Here is a 13,157-nt window from a genome sequence, read left to right on the forward strand (position 1 = left end):
CAGATTTTTTATTGATTCAGCGGGATACGCACCAGGCTGTCAGGCCCATTGGTGGAGTGATCTTTATTAAAGGACTGCTTCACGGTCACGTACAACGTCTGCCCATCAGCAGAGAGCAGCAGGCTGTTCGGATGCGGCTTCAGATCCCAGCTTTTCTTCACGGCATAAGAGGTCGCATCCAGGCTCAGCAGCTTGCCGGACTCACGCTGAGTGAGGTAAATCTCATGGCGCGTTGGATTGAATTTCACTGCCAGCGCGTCGCCAGGCAGCGCTTTGATGATGCTGCCGGTATGAATATCCAGCACCAGCGTGGTTTTGGCTTTGGAGTTTTCGGTCACAAACAGACGGCCCGTCTCTTTGTCTTCGGCGATGTTCAGCAGCAGCGCTGGTTTGTCGCCCAGCGGCTGCCAACGCTGTTCAATACGGTTGTTGCGCGGGTTGACCACCAGGATTTCACCGCCGCCGTTGGCGACATAAATGCGCTGGGTTTGTTCAGACCAGTGCAGACCGGTGACCCACTTGCCTGCATTTTTGATGCGCGTTTTCAGTTTCATGGTTGTGGCGTCCACCACCCATACCAGCGCGGGATCGCCGACCGCGCCAATGTAAAGGAGGCCGTTGTGCAGCAGGATTTCCCGCGCACCGAACGGGAACCCTTCTTTATTGCGTTCCGGGAACAGCACACGGTTGAGGACTTTACCGCTCGCGGTGTCGACCGCACTGACGCCGCCGTCTAGCGAGTTGGTCACATAAACGGTTTTGCCATCTTCAGAGATGACCATGCCGAAGTTTTTCAGGTCGGTGTGCGTGGCGCCCAGGGTTTTCAGGCTGGTCGGATCGAGTTTATAAATCATCCCGCCCTGCACATCTTTGAAGCCTTCCGCGCTCGCCACATACAACGCGTCCCCTTTCGGACTCAGCGCCATTTCATACAGGCCGCTTGCCAGGTCTCGTTTTTGTACGTTGACCGCCGTTTCTGCGGCCGCAGGTTTCTGCACGTGGGCATCATTTTTAGCCTGATGCGCAGACTGAGCCGTACAGCCAGCCAGCATCATGGCAGCCATGAGTGCCAGGGCGGAGGTTTTCATTTTCATCGGGAGGATCCTTTACCAGTAACGTCAAAAAGGCAGGCGAAAAGCGCATCACGCAGGTGACGTGAACGTTGTTATTGGCGGGATGTAGACCCGGTGCGCTCGCCACTCCTGTTCAGTGTTCCCTGTGCGCCTTGAAGCCCACTTTATACGGGTGAATCTCTCCTGCTTGCCCCGATAACACTAAAGAGAATGAGAACTATACGCATTCTTTATGGTCAATCAAGCGTTATTACGCGACAGGATTTTTAGAAAAGTGAAATGGAGGACCGAAAATAAAAAGCGCCGGGCATCTGCACATAATCCTCGCAGAAAACCCAGCGTTTTGAACAAAAAATTAGCTGTTCTTGCACCGCCGGTGCGTTACAGGTAAGCGCGACCTGCCTGCTAACGCTGCATCCCCCAGCGGCGAATGGTGATTCTTTCCAGTGTGGCAAACACCACGCCCTCTACCAACAGGCCAATCGCAATCACCGTCACCAGCCCCGCAAAGACGCGGTCGGTGAAAAGCTCGTTACGATTCTGGAAAATGTACCAGCCAAGCCCCCCTTCACCGCTGGATGCGCCAAATACCAGTTCGGCGGCGATCAGCGTACGCCATGCAAAAGCCCAGCCGATCTTTAACCCTGAGAGGATCGCAGGCAATGAGGCCGGGATCAAAATGGTGAGGACATAGCGTGGGCCACTGAGCCCATAATTGCGTCCAGCCATGCGCAGGGTTTCTGGCACGCTGCTAAAACCCGACCAGGTATTCAGCGCAATCGGCCACATCACCGAATGCACCAGCACGAATACCAGACTGATGTTGCCCAGACCAAACCACAGCAGTGCCAGCGGCAAAAGTGCGATAGCGGGGAGTGGGTTAAACATTGCCGTCAGGGTGCTAAGCAGGTCGCGGCCAAACTGGGTGGTGACCGCCAGCGCGCTCGCCCCCAGCGCCAGAACGCTACCTATCACATAACCTTTGAGCAGCGTGCTGAAAGAGTTGATGACCTTATGCGGAAGCTCACCGTTGCGCATATCCTCCACCAGCGCATGCAGCGTCTGCACGACGCCCGGCAGCATCAAATCGTTTTGTGCAATTCGCGCCCCCAGTTCCCATAGCGCCAGTACCAGTACTAAAATCAGTGATTTGCGCAACCACGTCTGGTTCCAGATACGCTGGCCTACTGGCAGCGGGGTTTCAACGGCGAGGTCGCGTAACGGGGGCAGCTCGCGCTCAAACTCAGGACGAATGTAGGGTGGCTGCGACATAGGCCCGCTCCTTTTTCTGCTCAGGACGCGGTTCAGTCGCCGTCGTCGGGAACAATAAATCATGAATGTGGCGGGCAGCGTGCTGAAACGCCTCGCTGCCGTAATCATCCAGCGAATACTGGTGGCAGTTCAGCTCGGCCCGTACCCGGCCCGGATGGGGTGAAAGCACCAGAATGCGGCTGCCGACCACCAGCGCCTCTTCAATAGAGTGGGTGACAAACAGCAGCGTAAAACGCTCTTCTTCCCACAGCGCCAGTAGCTCTTCCTGCATGGTGCGGCGAGTGAGCGCATCAAGCGCGGCAAAGGGTTCATCCATCAACAGAATGCGCGGTTTCATGGCCAGCGCACGGGCAATCGCCACGCGCTGTTTCATGCCACCGGAGAGCGTGTGCGGCATGACGTTGGCAAACTCGGTTAACCCGACTTTATGCAGAAAGTGCAAAGCCGTTTCGCGTGCTTCCGCTTTGTTCGCTTTGCGGCTCGCCAGCAGCGGAAACATGACGTTCTCCAGCACCGTCTTCCACGGAGGAAGCTGATCGAACTCCTGGAAGACCATCATGCGCTCTGGTCCGGGCGTACGAATCACCTGCCCTTCCAGCAGCATCTCGCCACTGTGCGGCGCAAGGAAGCCCCCTGCCGCTTTCAGCAGGCTGGATTTACCGCATCCCGATGGCCCCAGCAGAATGAAACGGTCCCCCGGCCAGACATCAAAGCTCACATCATGGGTGGCCCGTACCTGACGCTCACGGGTACGGTATTCAATATCAACGTTTCTGACCTGTAAAAGCGGCCCGTCGGTGGTTGCTTGTGCCATCAGTCTCTCCCGTATCACGGCCTAACTGCCTGGGTTTTCCCACGCTTCGCTAAAGAAGTAATCTTTCCAGGATGCGGCTTTGTTTTTCAACACGCCCAGCTCATGGAGTTTTTCGGCATACACACCGGTTCTTTCCGGGGAAATGGTGAAGCTGATTTCCGGATCGTTAACGATTTTTTGTACCAGCGGTAAAGGCAGCCGGGATTTCTCGACCCGAATATAGGTTTCAGCCGCCGCATTTTTATCTGCATTAATGATTTTTGCCGCTTCACCCAGGGCACGATAAAACGCTTTGTAGGTTTTTGGATTTTCATCGTGGAATTTCTGCGTGGTATAAAGCACGTTAAAGGTTGCCTGACCGCCTAATACATCATAAGAACTCAATATTTTATGAACGTTGCTGTGTTCCAGCGCCTGATACTGGAACGGCGGGCTGGAAAAATGGGTGCTTATTTCCGAACCGCCGGCAATTAATGCTGCGCTGGCATCAGGGTGGGGCAAGCTGACGCTTATTTTATCAAAACGTTTAAAATCGTTGTTGCCATATAGTTTGGCCGTTTCGATTTGCAATGTGCGTGACTGGAAACCGACCCCAGCAGCAGGCACCGCAATTCTGTCTTTATCGGTCAGATCTTTGATAGTTTTTACGTCAGGATTATTGCTTAAAAGATAGTTGGGCATTGAGCCTAATGAGGCAATGGCCTTCACGTTCTGTTTATCTTTGGTGCGGTCCCACAAGGTCAGCAGCGGCGGCACGCCTGCGGATGCCACGTCCAGCGCGCCGGAAAGCAGGGCTTCGTTCATGCCTGTTGCCCCGGAAATCGTGCGCCAGTCGACCTCAATATCGATCCCCTCTTTCTTGCCTTCTTTCTCAATAAGCTGCTGGTCACGCACCACATCAAGAATTAAATAACCAATACCAAACTGCTGTGCAATACTGATTTTCCCTTCCGCCAGTGCAGCCGTGCTAAGGCCGCTCAGCGCGACGGCAAGCATGGCGCTGGCAACCCTTTTCATTTTATTCATCTCATTATCCCAAAAGTATGCGGTCAATATGGGCAAAATGATTGGCCGCGCGGCACAGAAAAAGGAAATGATTTTATTCGCTATGCTTTGCCGAATATTCACTATGCATTCTTCTTTGCAGGCTTAATCAAAAACTGGCAAAGCAATATCAATTTTTATGGTTATGTGAAAAAAGCATCCTCGTTATAGTCCTCTAAGAGCCTATCCCACCAGGCGTAATTGTTGCAGGCAGTTTGAACACGGACAGCGCGGAGAAACCGGAGCGTACACGTAGTACGTGAGGAATTCGAGCACTGCCCGGGTTCAAACTGACAAATAAAATAGCCTAATGGGATAGGCTATAAATATCCTTTATTTTATTGAGATTAATGATGCCCTTATTATCCCACCAGCAATTACGCACCTTATTGGAGCAGCATCTTGTGCGTGTGAATACCCCGGCGGAAAGTGCGCGTCTGGTCGCTAACAATCTGGTCGAGGCTTCCCTGAAAGGCCATGACTCGCACGGCGTTACTCTACTGCCCCGCTATATTGATGCCATTCTGGCCGGAGACCTGAACCCCACTGCGCAACTGCGTGTAGTGCGTGATGCTGGCCCCTTGCTTGCGTTTAATGGTGAGCACGGATTCGGCCAGGTGTTGGGACAGAAGGCGATGGACGCAGGCATTGCGCGTGCACAGCAGTTTGGCGTGGCGGTTATCACGCTTGCCGACTCCCACCATCTCGGGCGCATCGGCGCCTGGGCGGAACAGGTGGCGGATGCCGGACTGGTGTCGATTCATTTTGCCAACGTGGCGGCACCGTCTGCGGTGTTGCCTTTTGATGGCCGTCATCCACGCCTGGGCACCAATCCCTTCTGCGTAGGAGTACCGGTTGCGGGGCGCAGGCCGGTGATTCTCGATTTCGCCACCAGCGCCATTGCCGGCAATAAGGCGCGTATAGCCTGGAACGAAGGCCGTCCTATTCCCGAAGGGTGCGCGGTGGATGCTGAGGGGAACCCCACCACGGAACCCCGCTGGTTAATGGAAGAACCACGTGGCGCACTGCTGGCCTTCGGCGGTCATAAAGGGGCCGGACTGTCGCTGATTTGCAGCCTGTTGGGGGCGGCGCTGAGCGGCGGCGAAACGGAGAGTCATCAGATTCAGCCACGGCCTGGGATCATCAATAATATGTTGTCGATCATTATCGACCCCACTCGCCTGGGGGCAGGAGAAGCGTATGCCCGCGAAGTGCTGGCGCAACTTGATTGGGTGCACCACGGACAAGAGGGTCGCGATGTGATGCTGCCCGGCGAGCCGGAAGCCCGCGCGTACGAGCAGCGCGTGGTAGAGGGAATTTATGTAGACGAAGTAAGCTGGCAACAGTTCGAGGCGCTGACGCAGTGATGTCCGCTTGCCCCGGTTAATGCGCGCAGGCGGCCTGCAGTTTATCCAAAAAAGTGAACAATGCTGCGTTCATTTCGCTGTAATCATGCGCACGAAGCACTTCCGGGGTGTTAACAAAGCGGTAGTGTGCAGCACGGCTCAAATCCTTCTCTGAATGGGCGATAAGCTGTTCAACTACGTCTGGAGTGAGCTCCATATGACACTGGAATCCATAAACCTGTTCTGAGTAGGCCACAATCTGACGCGGACAACCTTCACTGAAGGCGATGATTTTCGCGTCAGCCGTAAGACCGGGCATGTCGTTATGCCAGTGCCCTACTTCAAGCCCCTGCCCAAAATGGGCGAACAGTTCGTTTTTCTTTCCCGCGTCTGTCAGGGTAATGACGAATTTACCTATCTCCTTCTCCGGGCTATGGGCAAACGGCGCGCCGAGCGCTTCGCCAACTAACTGCGCGCCCAAGCAAACTCCGATGACAGCTTTGCCGGCGTTGATTGCAGAAGCAATGACGGCCTGCTCTCCTTTTGCATCAAAATGCGCGCATTCCTCAACGGTAACAGCCGGATCCTGCGGCCCGCCCATAATGACTAACAGGTCAATGCCCTTGACCTCTTCTGGCAGTTTCTCACCGGCATAAACGCGGGAAAAAGTGACCTCATGCCCCCGCGTTCTTGCCCATGTTTCATACGCGCCTGGGGCTTCAAAACTTTCATGTACGATAAAGTGAACTCGCATTACGATAGGCTCCTGTCAATGTGATGTTGACTGCATCCCCTCCCGCCAGGCCAACTCCGGGGAGGTCGATTTCGCTATCATAAGGGCAGGAGCTAAATCTGAAATGCCAGGTAGTATAGATAAAGCGCCAAGGCATGATGACGCAACAGGTTGGTCAAGTACCGCTTTGCGCTATCAGCGCGGGGACACTGACCCGGAGCATCATCATATTGAAGGGCAATTGCTCTTTGCAACCAAGGGCGTAATGCTGGTTGAAACAGAGGGCCACCGCTGGGTCATCCCTCCCCAGCGTGCCTTGTGGCTACCGCCTCTTCACATCCACAGTTACACCCTGTTGTCACAAACAGACCTGCGGGCCGTCTATTTCAGCACCAGCCTGATGGCTGAATGTACAAACTTCACGAAGAGTGACCAGGTCCACGTCATCCACGCGACTGCCCTGGTGAAGGAGCTGATAGCCGGGTTATTCAGTGCGGAGTACAGAGGAGCGAATCAACGAAAAATGGCCTTGTTACTGCTGGAGATACTCAGTGAAGCGTCTCCTTTAGCGGCGGAGCTGCCGATGCCGAAAGATGAGCGCTTATTTTGTGCCGCCAGAGAGCTGCTGGTCGGCCATCGCTGGGAAGCCTCCCTCAGTGATTTGGCGTTTATTGCCTCAATGTCTGAGCGCACGTTTTCACGCCTGTTTATTAAGGATACGGGCTTTAGCTTCAGAAACTGGAAGCAAAGAGCCAGGATTTGCGCATCATTGGATCTCCTCGCCAATGGGATCCCCATCAAGCAGGTGGCTTACCAGTTGGGTTTCTCATGCCCGGCTGCCTTTACCGCCGCTTTCCGTTCCATTCTGGGTTTAACGCCACGCCATTTTTTGCCGTCGTCCGCAGGCCTTATTACACCGGCCTCCTCTTAACGATGCGCGGCCTGCGGACGGGTTAGCGGGTGGTTATCCGGTTAACGGATATGCCGGTCAAGAAAGTCGCGAATGACCGGCTGAATCTCGTCACAATGCGTTTCCAGCGCAAAATGCCCGGTATCAAAAAAATGTATTTCTGCCTCGGGAATATCGCGCTTCCAGGCTTCCGCGCCCGCCGCCAGGAAAAACGGGTCATTTTTGCCCCATACGGCTAAAAACGGCGGTTGATGCTCACGGAAATAGCGCTGGAAGCGAGGATACATCTGCACGTTTGAGGCGTAATCCAGCAGCAGATCAAGCTGAATCTCCGCATTGCCTGGCCGCACTATCTGCATTCCTTCGAGCGTATAGCCATCAGGTGAAACCTGACTCTTCTCGGCGACACCTTCCAGATACTGCCATTTGATTGAGGCGGGCGTCGGAAATTCGCGCAGTGCATGGCGGTTCTCCGGCGTCGGTTCGCGCCAGTATGCCTGGATAGGTGCCCAGGCGTCGGCCAGCCCCTCTTCATACGCATTGCCATTCTGGGAAATGATAGCGGTCACCCGTTCAGGATGCGCCAGCGCCAGACGCCAGCCGACGGGAGCGCCGTAGTCGTGGACCATCAGCGCATAGCTGTCGAGATCAAGCGCTTCGGTGAACTGGCCTATTGTCTCTGCAAGCTGGCTGAAGGTGTACGCATAGTCGCCTCTCTCTGGCGCTTTCGTAAACCCAAAAGCCGGTAAATCCGGCGCGATCAGATGATATCGATCGGCCAGTTGAGAAATAAGGTCACGAAACATGAATGATGAGCCTGCAAAGCCGTGAAGCATAAGCAGCGTGGGCGCTTGTGGGTCGCCTGCTTCCCGGTAGAAGACCTTAACATTGCCCGTTTGTTGGTAACGGTAATGAACCTTTGCTAAAGATGCCATAACAACCTCTGTAACCACTAAAACATGAAATTGAAGGTTACACACAAATCTGGTAACCTGTCAAAATCAATTTATGGGTTACGGAAAATTATGGATACCAGGCAAACAGCTCCTCAGCCTCTCTTTCTCGCAGATAACCTCGCACTGGATTTTATTAACACTGAATACGGGACAGGCGACGCAAAACAGGATTGTCTGGAAGACGATCGCAGTGTCATAGACTGGCTTATAACGGCAGGCGTTGCAGAAGCAGGCACGCCGGCGCCGCCCGGATTACACGCACAAGCGAGGCAGCTACGCAGCGCCGCCAGCGCGGTCGTGCATGCTGCGATGAACGCCGTTGCGGTTGACCTGGGTGTGATTAACCGAATTCTTGAGAAAGGGCATCCGCTGACGAGACTGCAATGGGACGAGGATGGGCAGCATTATCGTGTCGATACGCATTCCGTCAGCACCCGCCCCGAAAGCCTTCTCTGGCCCGTGGCCGATGCATTGGTGAAACTGGTCACCGGCAATAAATTTGAATTTGTGCGTCAGTGTGAAGCACACGACTGTGTTTTACTGTTCCACGACCTGAGCAAATCACATCGCCGCCGCTGGTGCAGTATGGCAACCTGTGGCAATCGGATGAAAGTGGCGGCCTTCAGAAACAGAACGAGATCGTAGCAATTCACTTAATGGGGGCAGGCCTGGCATCACCGCGCATGCAGTGATGATGACGTAAAATGAGAAGGCATGCTGTCGATGACTTGACCAAGGAGAACGTCAGTTCTACCCTAATTCTATGAACAAAAATACCACTAACACCCGAGAAAAAATTCTCGAAACCGCCGAGCAACTTATCTACCAGAACGGTATTCATGGCACCGGTATGGATCTGCTGGTTAAGACATCAGGCGTGGCCCGCAAAAGTATTTATCGTTATTTCGCCAATAAAGACGAAGTGGCGGCCGCCGCGCTGGATGCACGTGATATACGCTGGATGGAATGGTTCCGGGCAGAATGCGACAAGGCGGATACCCCGCAGGCGCGCATCCTGAATATCTTCACCGTGCTTAAAAGCTGGTTTGAGTCTGAGGGATATCGTGGCTGCGCGTTTATTAATACCGCAGGTGAAGTGAGCGACAGTAACGATCCTGTTCGCCTGATAGCCAAACGCCATAAACAGAAATTACTCGATTACACCCTTGAGCTTGCCGGGCAACTGAATATTGAGCACACCTTACCCCTTGCCAGAAAGTTGCTGATACTGGTGGAAGGCGCTATCACCATGTCATGTGTGATGGGGGATTACAGCGCCGCCGACGATGCCAGAGAGATGGCTAAACTGCTACTGGAACAGGCATCGTAATAGCAACATCGGCAAGCGTTTTACCTTTCTTTTCCGCAGAATCCCCACGAGTAGAGCGCTTTGGGGATTCATTGCGTCATCCAGACCCCATCACTATTTACCCTGCCATGACAGTCATTATTGGTAGTCGTAAAGCCATAGCATTATACCCTCAACCCTAACGCCCTTTTATTTTCCCCTACTCCTGTAAAACCTCCTCATGGCGCAACCGAACGCCATTGTTCGTTTTTTTATCCTCTTTTTAAACTGCTGCTTGACGAAGGTAGAACGATCGTTCTACCATGAATGCATGGACACGAAATCATACCTCTGGCCAAACGATTGTTAACGCAGTGGGGAGTCGATCGCCGGGTCGGATGAGACAGGCGAATGCCGCTCCGACCTTCGCGTAAGGGACGTTGTAGGGCAGTGGCTGAAATCGCATGTCTGAGTATCAAGAACCCGGTTTACGGGTGCACCTAACAACACAGGAGTCTTTAACATGTCCCATACAGAAATTCGTCCGCCGCTTCCTCCTTTCACCCGCGAATCGGCAATTGAGAAAGTGCGCCTCGCTGAAGATGGCTGGAACAGTCGCGATGCGCAGAAGGTATCGCTGGCCTACTCGCTGGACACCAAATGGCGTAACCGCGCCGAGTTCGCGACCAACCGTGAAGAAGCTGAAGGCTTCCTGGCGCGCAAGTGGAAAAAAGAATTTGAGTATCGCCTCATCAAAGAGTTGTGGGCGTTTACTGACAACCGTATTGCCGTTCGTTACGCCTATGAATGGCACGATGATTCCGGTAACTGGTTCCGTTCTTACGGCAATGAAAACTGGGAATTTGGTGAAGATGGCCTGATGCATCATCGCTATGCGTGCATCAATGACATGCCGATTAAAGAAAGCGAACGCAAGTTCCACTGGCCGTTGGGGCGCCGTCCGGATAACCATCCGGGTTTATCTGAGCTGGGCCTCTGAGTTTCCTGGTCACTTCCTGTAAGCGTCTGGCGACTGTCCTGGCTGGATGCTTATCTCCTCCTTGTGATGCGAGACGTGCCCGTGAAGGCGAGGCAGCTTTCAGATGAGAGAAGAGAATTATTTCTATTAAGCAGCTGAAAAATATTATTTTTTTAATTATATAAATAGCGCGCAATTTAATTGCAAGCAACTTTAATAAGGTAACATCATGACTATCAAATCTGCATTACTCTCTGCCGCGATGGCAGCCGTTTCACTCAACTGTTTTGCTGATGCATCTGCACCGGAACGTCATGTCCAGCAATTCCTGGATGCGCTGAACGGCAGTGGGGGAAAACCCATTGAGCAACTGTCTCCACAGGCTGCACGCCAGGTCTTGATCGATGCGCAGAAAGGCGTCACGCTGCCTGCGGCTGACGTCAGCAAAAAAACGATCAATGTTGACGGCCAGACGATAACGCTGAACATCGTTAAGCCGCATAACGCGCACGGGACCCTGCCCGTTTTCATGTTCTTTCATGGTGGCGGCTGGATTCTGGGCGATTTCCAGACGCACGAGCGCCTCGTGCGTGACCTTGTCAGTGAGTCCGGCGCAGCCGCAGTCTTTGTCAACTATACCCCCTCGCCAGAAGCGCATTTCCCTGTTGCGATAAATCAGGCGTATGCGGCTACCCGCTGGGTCGCTGAGCACGGCAGTGAAATTGGGGTTGATGGCAAACGTTTAGCACTGGTGGGTAACAGCGTGGGGGGAAACATGGTTGCTGCCGTAGCGCTACAGGCTAAACAACATCAATCCCCTGCGATTCGCTATGACGTCATGCTGTGGCCCGTCACGGACGCGAATTTCAGTACCGGTTCATATAACCAGTATCCAACCGGCTATTTCCTGTCACGGAACATGATGAAGTGGTTCTGGGATGCCTACACCACAAACGAGAGTGAGCGTAATAATGTTCTCGCCTCTCCGCTGCGCGCAACGCGTGAGCAATTGCAGGGCCTACCGCCTACTCTGATCCAGACCGCCGAATTTGACGTACTGCGTGATGAGGGAGAAGCGTTCGGCCGTAAGCTTGATGCCGCAGGCGTCGATGTGACGGTGACCCGTTATAACGGTTTGATTCATGATTTTGGCTTGCTCAATGCGCTGAGTGATGTTCCTGCGGTGCGGGCAGCCATCGGTCAGGCGGCGGGTCAACTGAAAGAGCATCTTAAATAACGCACGGGTGGCCGGTCGGGTCTACCGGCTGGCCGCCTTCTTCTATGCTCTACGATCTGCTGCTCCACGCTGGTGCGGAAATTTGCACCCTGCACAATTCGCGAACCTGTATCCGGCGATTCATGAAAATTTATGTGCAGAGTGCCCACTCTGTTGTGTTGCCCCTGCCCTGATATTTTTGGCATACCTCTTGCTATCTCTCTGACATCGCTCTTCGGATAGCCAATCAGAGGTTCCACCATGTCAAACAGCAATGATTTCCCGCTCGTCGAAGCCCCAGCCTCCGGGCGTAAAGGCGTATTTTCCATCTCCATGGTTCTGTTCAGCTTTACGTTTTTTACCGGCACGATGTTCGCAGGCGGCAAGCTGGGCGTCTCTTTTTCCATCGTTAACCTGTTGTGGATTGCGGTTATCGGTAACTTTCTGCTGGCTCTGTACGCCGCCTCGCTTGGCTGGATTGCCGCGCGCAGCGGGCTGAACACCGTGCTGATGGGGCGCTTTTGCTTCGGCGAAATCGGCAGCAAGCTCGCTGATTTTATTCTCGGCTTCGCCGAGCTGGGCTGGTACGCCTGGGGGACGGCGACGGTCGCCATCTCGCTGGTCAAAATTCTCGCCCTGCCCGAGGCAATGACGGTTCCGCTGATGATCCTGTTCGGCATCCTGTTCTGCGTCACCGCGCTGGTGGGCTACAAGGGGCTGGATGCGCTGTCGCGCGTGTCGGTGCCGCTGATGTTTATTCTGCTGGTGGTCTCGATGTACCTTGCCGCCCATCATGCTGGCGGCTGGCAGGCGATGACCAAAATCGAACCGGGTGAAACCATGACCTGGTCGGCGGCCATCACCATGGTCTTCGGTACCTTTGCCAGCGGCGCGACCCAGGCGACCAACTGGACGCGGCTCGCCAACTCCAGCCGCACGGCCATCGTCGCCAGCATGAGCAGCTTCCTCGTCGGCAACGGGCTAATGATTGTTGCCGGCGCCTGGTGCGCTATCGTCTACCAGCAGGCTGATATCGTGGAAGTGCTGATTTTGCAGGGGCTATCAGTCGCCGCAGTGGTGATGCTGTGCCTCAATCTGCTGACCATTCAGGGGCCGACGATTTATAACGTCTCTGCCGCCGCCTGCCACCTGCTGCGCAGCGAGCGTCGCCGCACCCTGACCGTGGTCGCCGCTGGCGTTGGCATTCTGCTGGCCATCGGCGGTATGTATGAAATGCTGATTCCTTTCCTCGTGCTGCTGGGCAGCATCATCCCGCCCATCGGCGGTGTGATCCTCGCCGACTACTGGTTTTATCGCGGCGGCCGCTACCCACTGCTGCACACCGTCCGTTTGCCGCGCTTTAACTGGCTGGGTCTTGGCGCCTACGCCGTGGGTGCCGTGTTGGCGTACCTGTCGCCGTGGGTAGCCCCGCTGGTGGGGATTTCCGTGTCTGCGCTGGTGTATATCGCCCTGACCCGCCTCGGCAAACGCCAGCCCGCCGCTGATTCGGCCATGGAGCAGTAGCC

13 protein-coding genes are annotated in these 13,157 nt (G+C 54.4%); 7 read left to right on the top strand and 6 right to left on the bottom strand.

The features are described 5' to 3' along the window. Positions 1 to 8: 8 nt before the first annotated feature. The 4 genes from ACUY4Q_RS17565 to ACUY4Q_RS17580 all read right to left on the bottom strand — a co-directional run bounded on the left by ACUY4Q_RS17565 (position 9) and on the right by ACUY4Q_RS17580 (position 4,176). Positions 9 to 1,094: a YncE family protein gene (locus tag ACUY4Q_RS17565; RefSeq protein WP_458043992.1), complete on the bottom strand. Its 1,086-nt coding sequence runs from the start codon at positions 1,092 to 1,094 to the stop codon at positions 9 to 11. Positions 1,095 to 1,478: 384 nt separating this feature from the next. Then, a complete protein-coding gene (locus ACUY4Q_RS17570) occupies positions 1,479 to 2,345 on the bottom strand; it encodes an ABC transporter permease (RefSeq protein ID WP_458043993.1) in 867 nt (288 codons plus the stop codon). Next, the gene (locus tag ACUY4Q_RS17575) at positions 2,317 to 3,159 is read right to left on the bottom strand and encodes an ABC transporter ATP-binding protein (protein ID WP_458043994.1); all 843 of its coding nucleotides are present in this window, start codon (positions 3,157 to 3,159) and stop codon (positions 2,317 to 2,319) included. Before ACUY4Q_RS17575 ends, ACUY4Q_RS17570 begins: the two co-directional genes overlap by 29 nt. A 21-nt stretch (positions 3,160 to 3,180) precedes the next feature. Next, positions 3,181 to 4,176: an ABC transporter substrate-binding protein gene (locus tag ACUY4Q_RS17580; protein ID WP_458047379.1), complete on the bottom strand. Its 996-nt coding sequence runs from the start codon at positions 4,174 to 4,176 to the stop codon at positions 3,181 to 3,183. A gap of 380 nt (positions 4,177 to 4,556) precedes the next feature. Here ACUY4Q_RS17580 and ACUY4Q_RS17585 point away from each other — a divergent pair, with 380 nt between their 5' ends. Continuing rightward, on the top strand, positions 4,557 to 5,570 hold the full coding sequence (locus tag ACUY4Q_RS17585; protein ID WP_458047380.1) for a malate/lactate/ureidoglycolate dehydrogenase: 1,014 nt from the start codon (positions 4,557 to 4,559) through the stop codon (positions 5,568 to 5,570). 16 nt (positions 5,571 to 5,586) lie between these two features. On the opposite strand, the gene ACUY4Q_RS17590 is transcribed toward ACUY4Q_RS17585, so the two are convergent. Then, entirely contained in the window at positions 5,587 to 6,303 is a 717-nt protein-coding gene (locus ACUY4Q_RS17590) for a type 1 glutamine amidotransferase (RefSeq protein ID WP_458043995.1), read from the bottom strand. A 103-nt stretch (positions 6,304 to 6,406) separates the two neighbouring features. Between ACUY4Q_RS17590 and ACUY4Q_RS17595 the strand changes: the two genes are divergently transcribed. Continuing rightward, positions 6,407 to 7,213: an AraC family transcriptional regulator gene (locus ACUY4Q_RS17595; protein ID WP_458043996.1), complete on the top strand. Its 807-nt coding sequence runs from the start codon at positions 6,407 to 6,409 to the stop codon at positions 7,211 to 7,213. Between the two features lie 41 nt (positions 7,214 to 7,254). On the opposite strand, the gene ACUY4Q_RS17600 is transcribed toward ACUY4Q_RS17595, so the two are convergent. Then, positions 7,255 to 8,127, bottom strand: a complete 873-nt coding sequence (locus tag ACUY4Q_RS17600; protein WP_458043997.1) for an alpha/beta fold hydrolase — start codon at positions 8,125 to 8,127, stop codon at positions 7,255 to 7,257. A gap of 90 nt (positions 8,128 to 8,217) precedes the next feature. Between ACUY4Q_RS17600 and ACUY4Q_RS17605 the strand changes: the two genes are divergently transcribed. From ACUY4Q_RS17605 to codB, 5 genes are all read left to right on the top strand, one after another. Next, entirely contained in the window at positions 8,218 to 8,793 is a 576-nt protein-coding gene (locus tag ACUY4Q_RS17605; protein WP_458043998.1) for a CGNR zinc finger domain-containing protein, read from the top strand. Positions 8,794 to 8,911: 118 nt separating this feature from the next. Then, a complete protein-coding gene (locus ACUY4Q_RS17610; RefSeq protein ID WP_458043999.1) occupies positions 8,912 to 9,478 on the top strand; it encodes a TetR/AcrR family transcriptional regulator in 567 nt (188 codons plus the stop codon). 481 nt (positions 9,479 to 9,959) lie between these two features. Further along, positions 9,960 to 10,436, top strand: a complete 477-nt coding sequence (locus tag ACUY4Q_RS17615; protein ID WP_458044000.1) for a nuclear transport factor 2 family protein — start codon at positions 9,960 to 9,962, stop codon at positions 10,434 to 10,436. Between the two features lie 208 nt (positions 10,437 to 10,644). Next, positions 10,645 to 11,652 (top strand): alpha/beta hydrolase, encoded by a 1,008-nt coding sequence (locus tag ACUY4Q_RS17620; RefSeq protein WP_458044001.1) that lies wholly within the window; start codon positions 10,645 to 10,647, stop codon positions 11,650 to 11,652. A gap of 240 nt (positions 11,653 to 11,892) precedes the next feature. Next, positions 11,893 to 13,155 (top strand): cytosine permease, encoded by a 1,263-nt coding sequence (gene codB / locus ACUY4Q_RS17625; protein WP_458044002.1) that lies wholly within the window; start codon positions 11,893 to 11,895, stop codon positions 13,153 to 13,155. The last annotated feature ends 2 nt before the right edge of the window (positions 13,156 to 13,157 follow it).

It is taken from the genome of Phytobacter cepae (assembly GCF_054165735.1).

What these genes read in the sequence shown, in the direction of transcription:
- ACUY4Q_RS17565 (WP_458043992.1), bottom strand. Translation starts at nt 1,094, where the DNA reads ATGAAAATGAAAACCTCCGCCCTGGCACTCATGGCTGCCATGATGCTG.
- ACUY4Q_RS17570 (WP_458043993.1), bottom strand. Translation starts at nt 2,345, where the DNA reads ATGTCGCAGCCACCCTACATTCGTCCTGAGTTTGAGCGCGAGCTGCCC.
- ACUY4Q_RS17575 (WP_458043994.1), bottom strand. Translation starts at nt 3,159, where the DNA reads ATGGCACAAGCAACCACCGACGGGCCGCTTTTACAGGTCAGAAACGTT.
- ACUY4Q_RS17580 (WP_458047379.1), bottom strand. Translation starts at nt 4,176, where the DNA reads ATGAAAAGGGTTGCCAGCGCCATGCTTGCCGTCGCGCTGAGCGGCCTT.
- ACUY4Q_RS17585 (WP_458047380.1), top strand. Translation starts at nt 4,557, where the DNA reads ATGCCCTTATTATCCCACCAGCAATTACGCACCTTATTGGAGCAGCAT.
- ACUY4Q_RS17590 (WP_458043995.1), bottom strand. Translation starts at nt 6,303, where the DNA reads ATGCGAGTTCACTTTATCGTACATGAAAGTTTTGAAGCCCCAGGCGCG.
- ACUY4Q_RS17595 (WP_458043996.1), top strand. Translation starts at nt 6,407, where the DNA reads ATGCCAGGTAGTATAGATAAAGCGCCAAGGCATGATGACGCAACAGGT.
- ACUY4Q_RS17600 (WP_458043997.1), bottom strand. Translation starts at nt 8,127, where the DNA reads ATGGCATCTTTAGCAAAGGTTCATTACCGTTACCAACAAACGGGCAAT.
- ACUY4Q_RS17605 (WP_458043998.1), top strand. Translation starts at nt 8,218, where the DNA reads ATGGATACCAGGCAAACAGCTCCTCAGCCTCTCTTTCTCGCAGATAAC.
- ACUY4Q_RS17610 (WP_458043999.1), top strand. Translation starts at nt 8,912, where the DNA reads ATGAACAAAAATACCACTAACACCCGAGAAAAAATTCTCGAAACCGCC.
- ACUY4Q_RS17615 (WP_458044000.1), top strand. Translation starts at nt 9,960, where the DNA reads ATGTCCCATACAGAAATTCGTCCGCCGCTTCCTCCTTTCACCCGCGAA.
- ACUY4Q_RS17620 (WP_458044001.1), top strand. Translation starts at nt 10,645, where the DNA reads ATGACTATCAAATCTGCATTACTCTCTGCCGCGATGGCAGCCGTTTCA.
- codB (WP_458044002.1), top strand. Translation starts at nt 11,893, where the DNA reads ATGTCAAACAGCAATGATTTCCCGCTCGTCGAAGCCCCAGCCTCCGGG.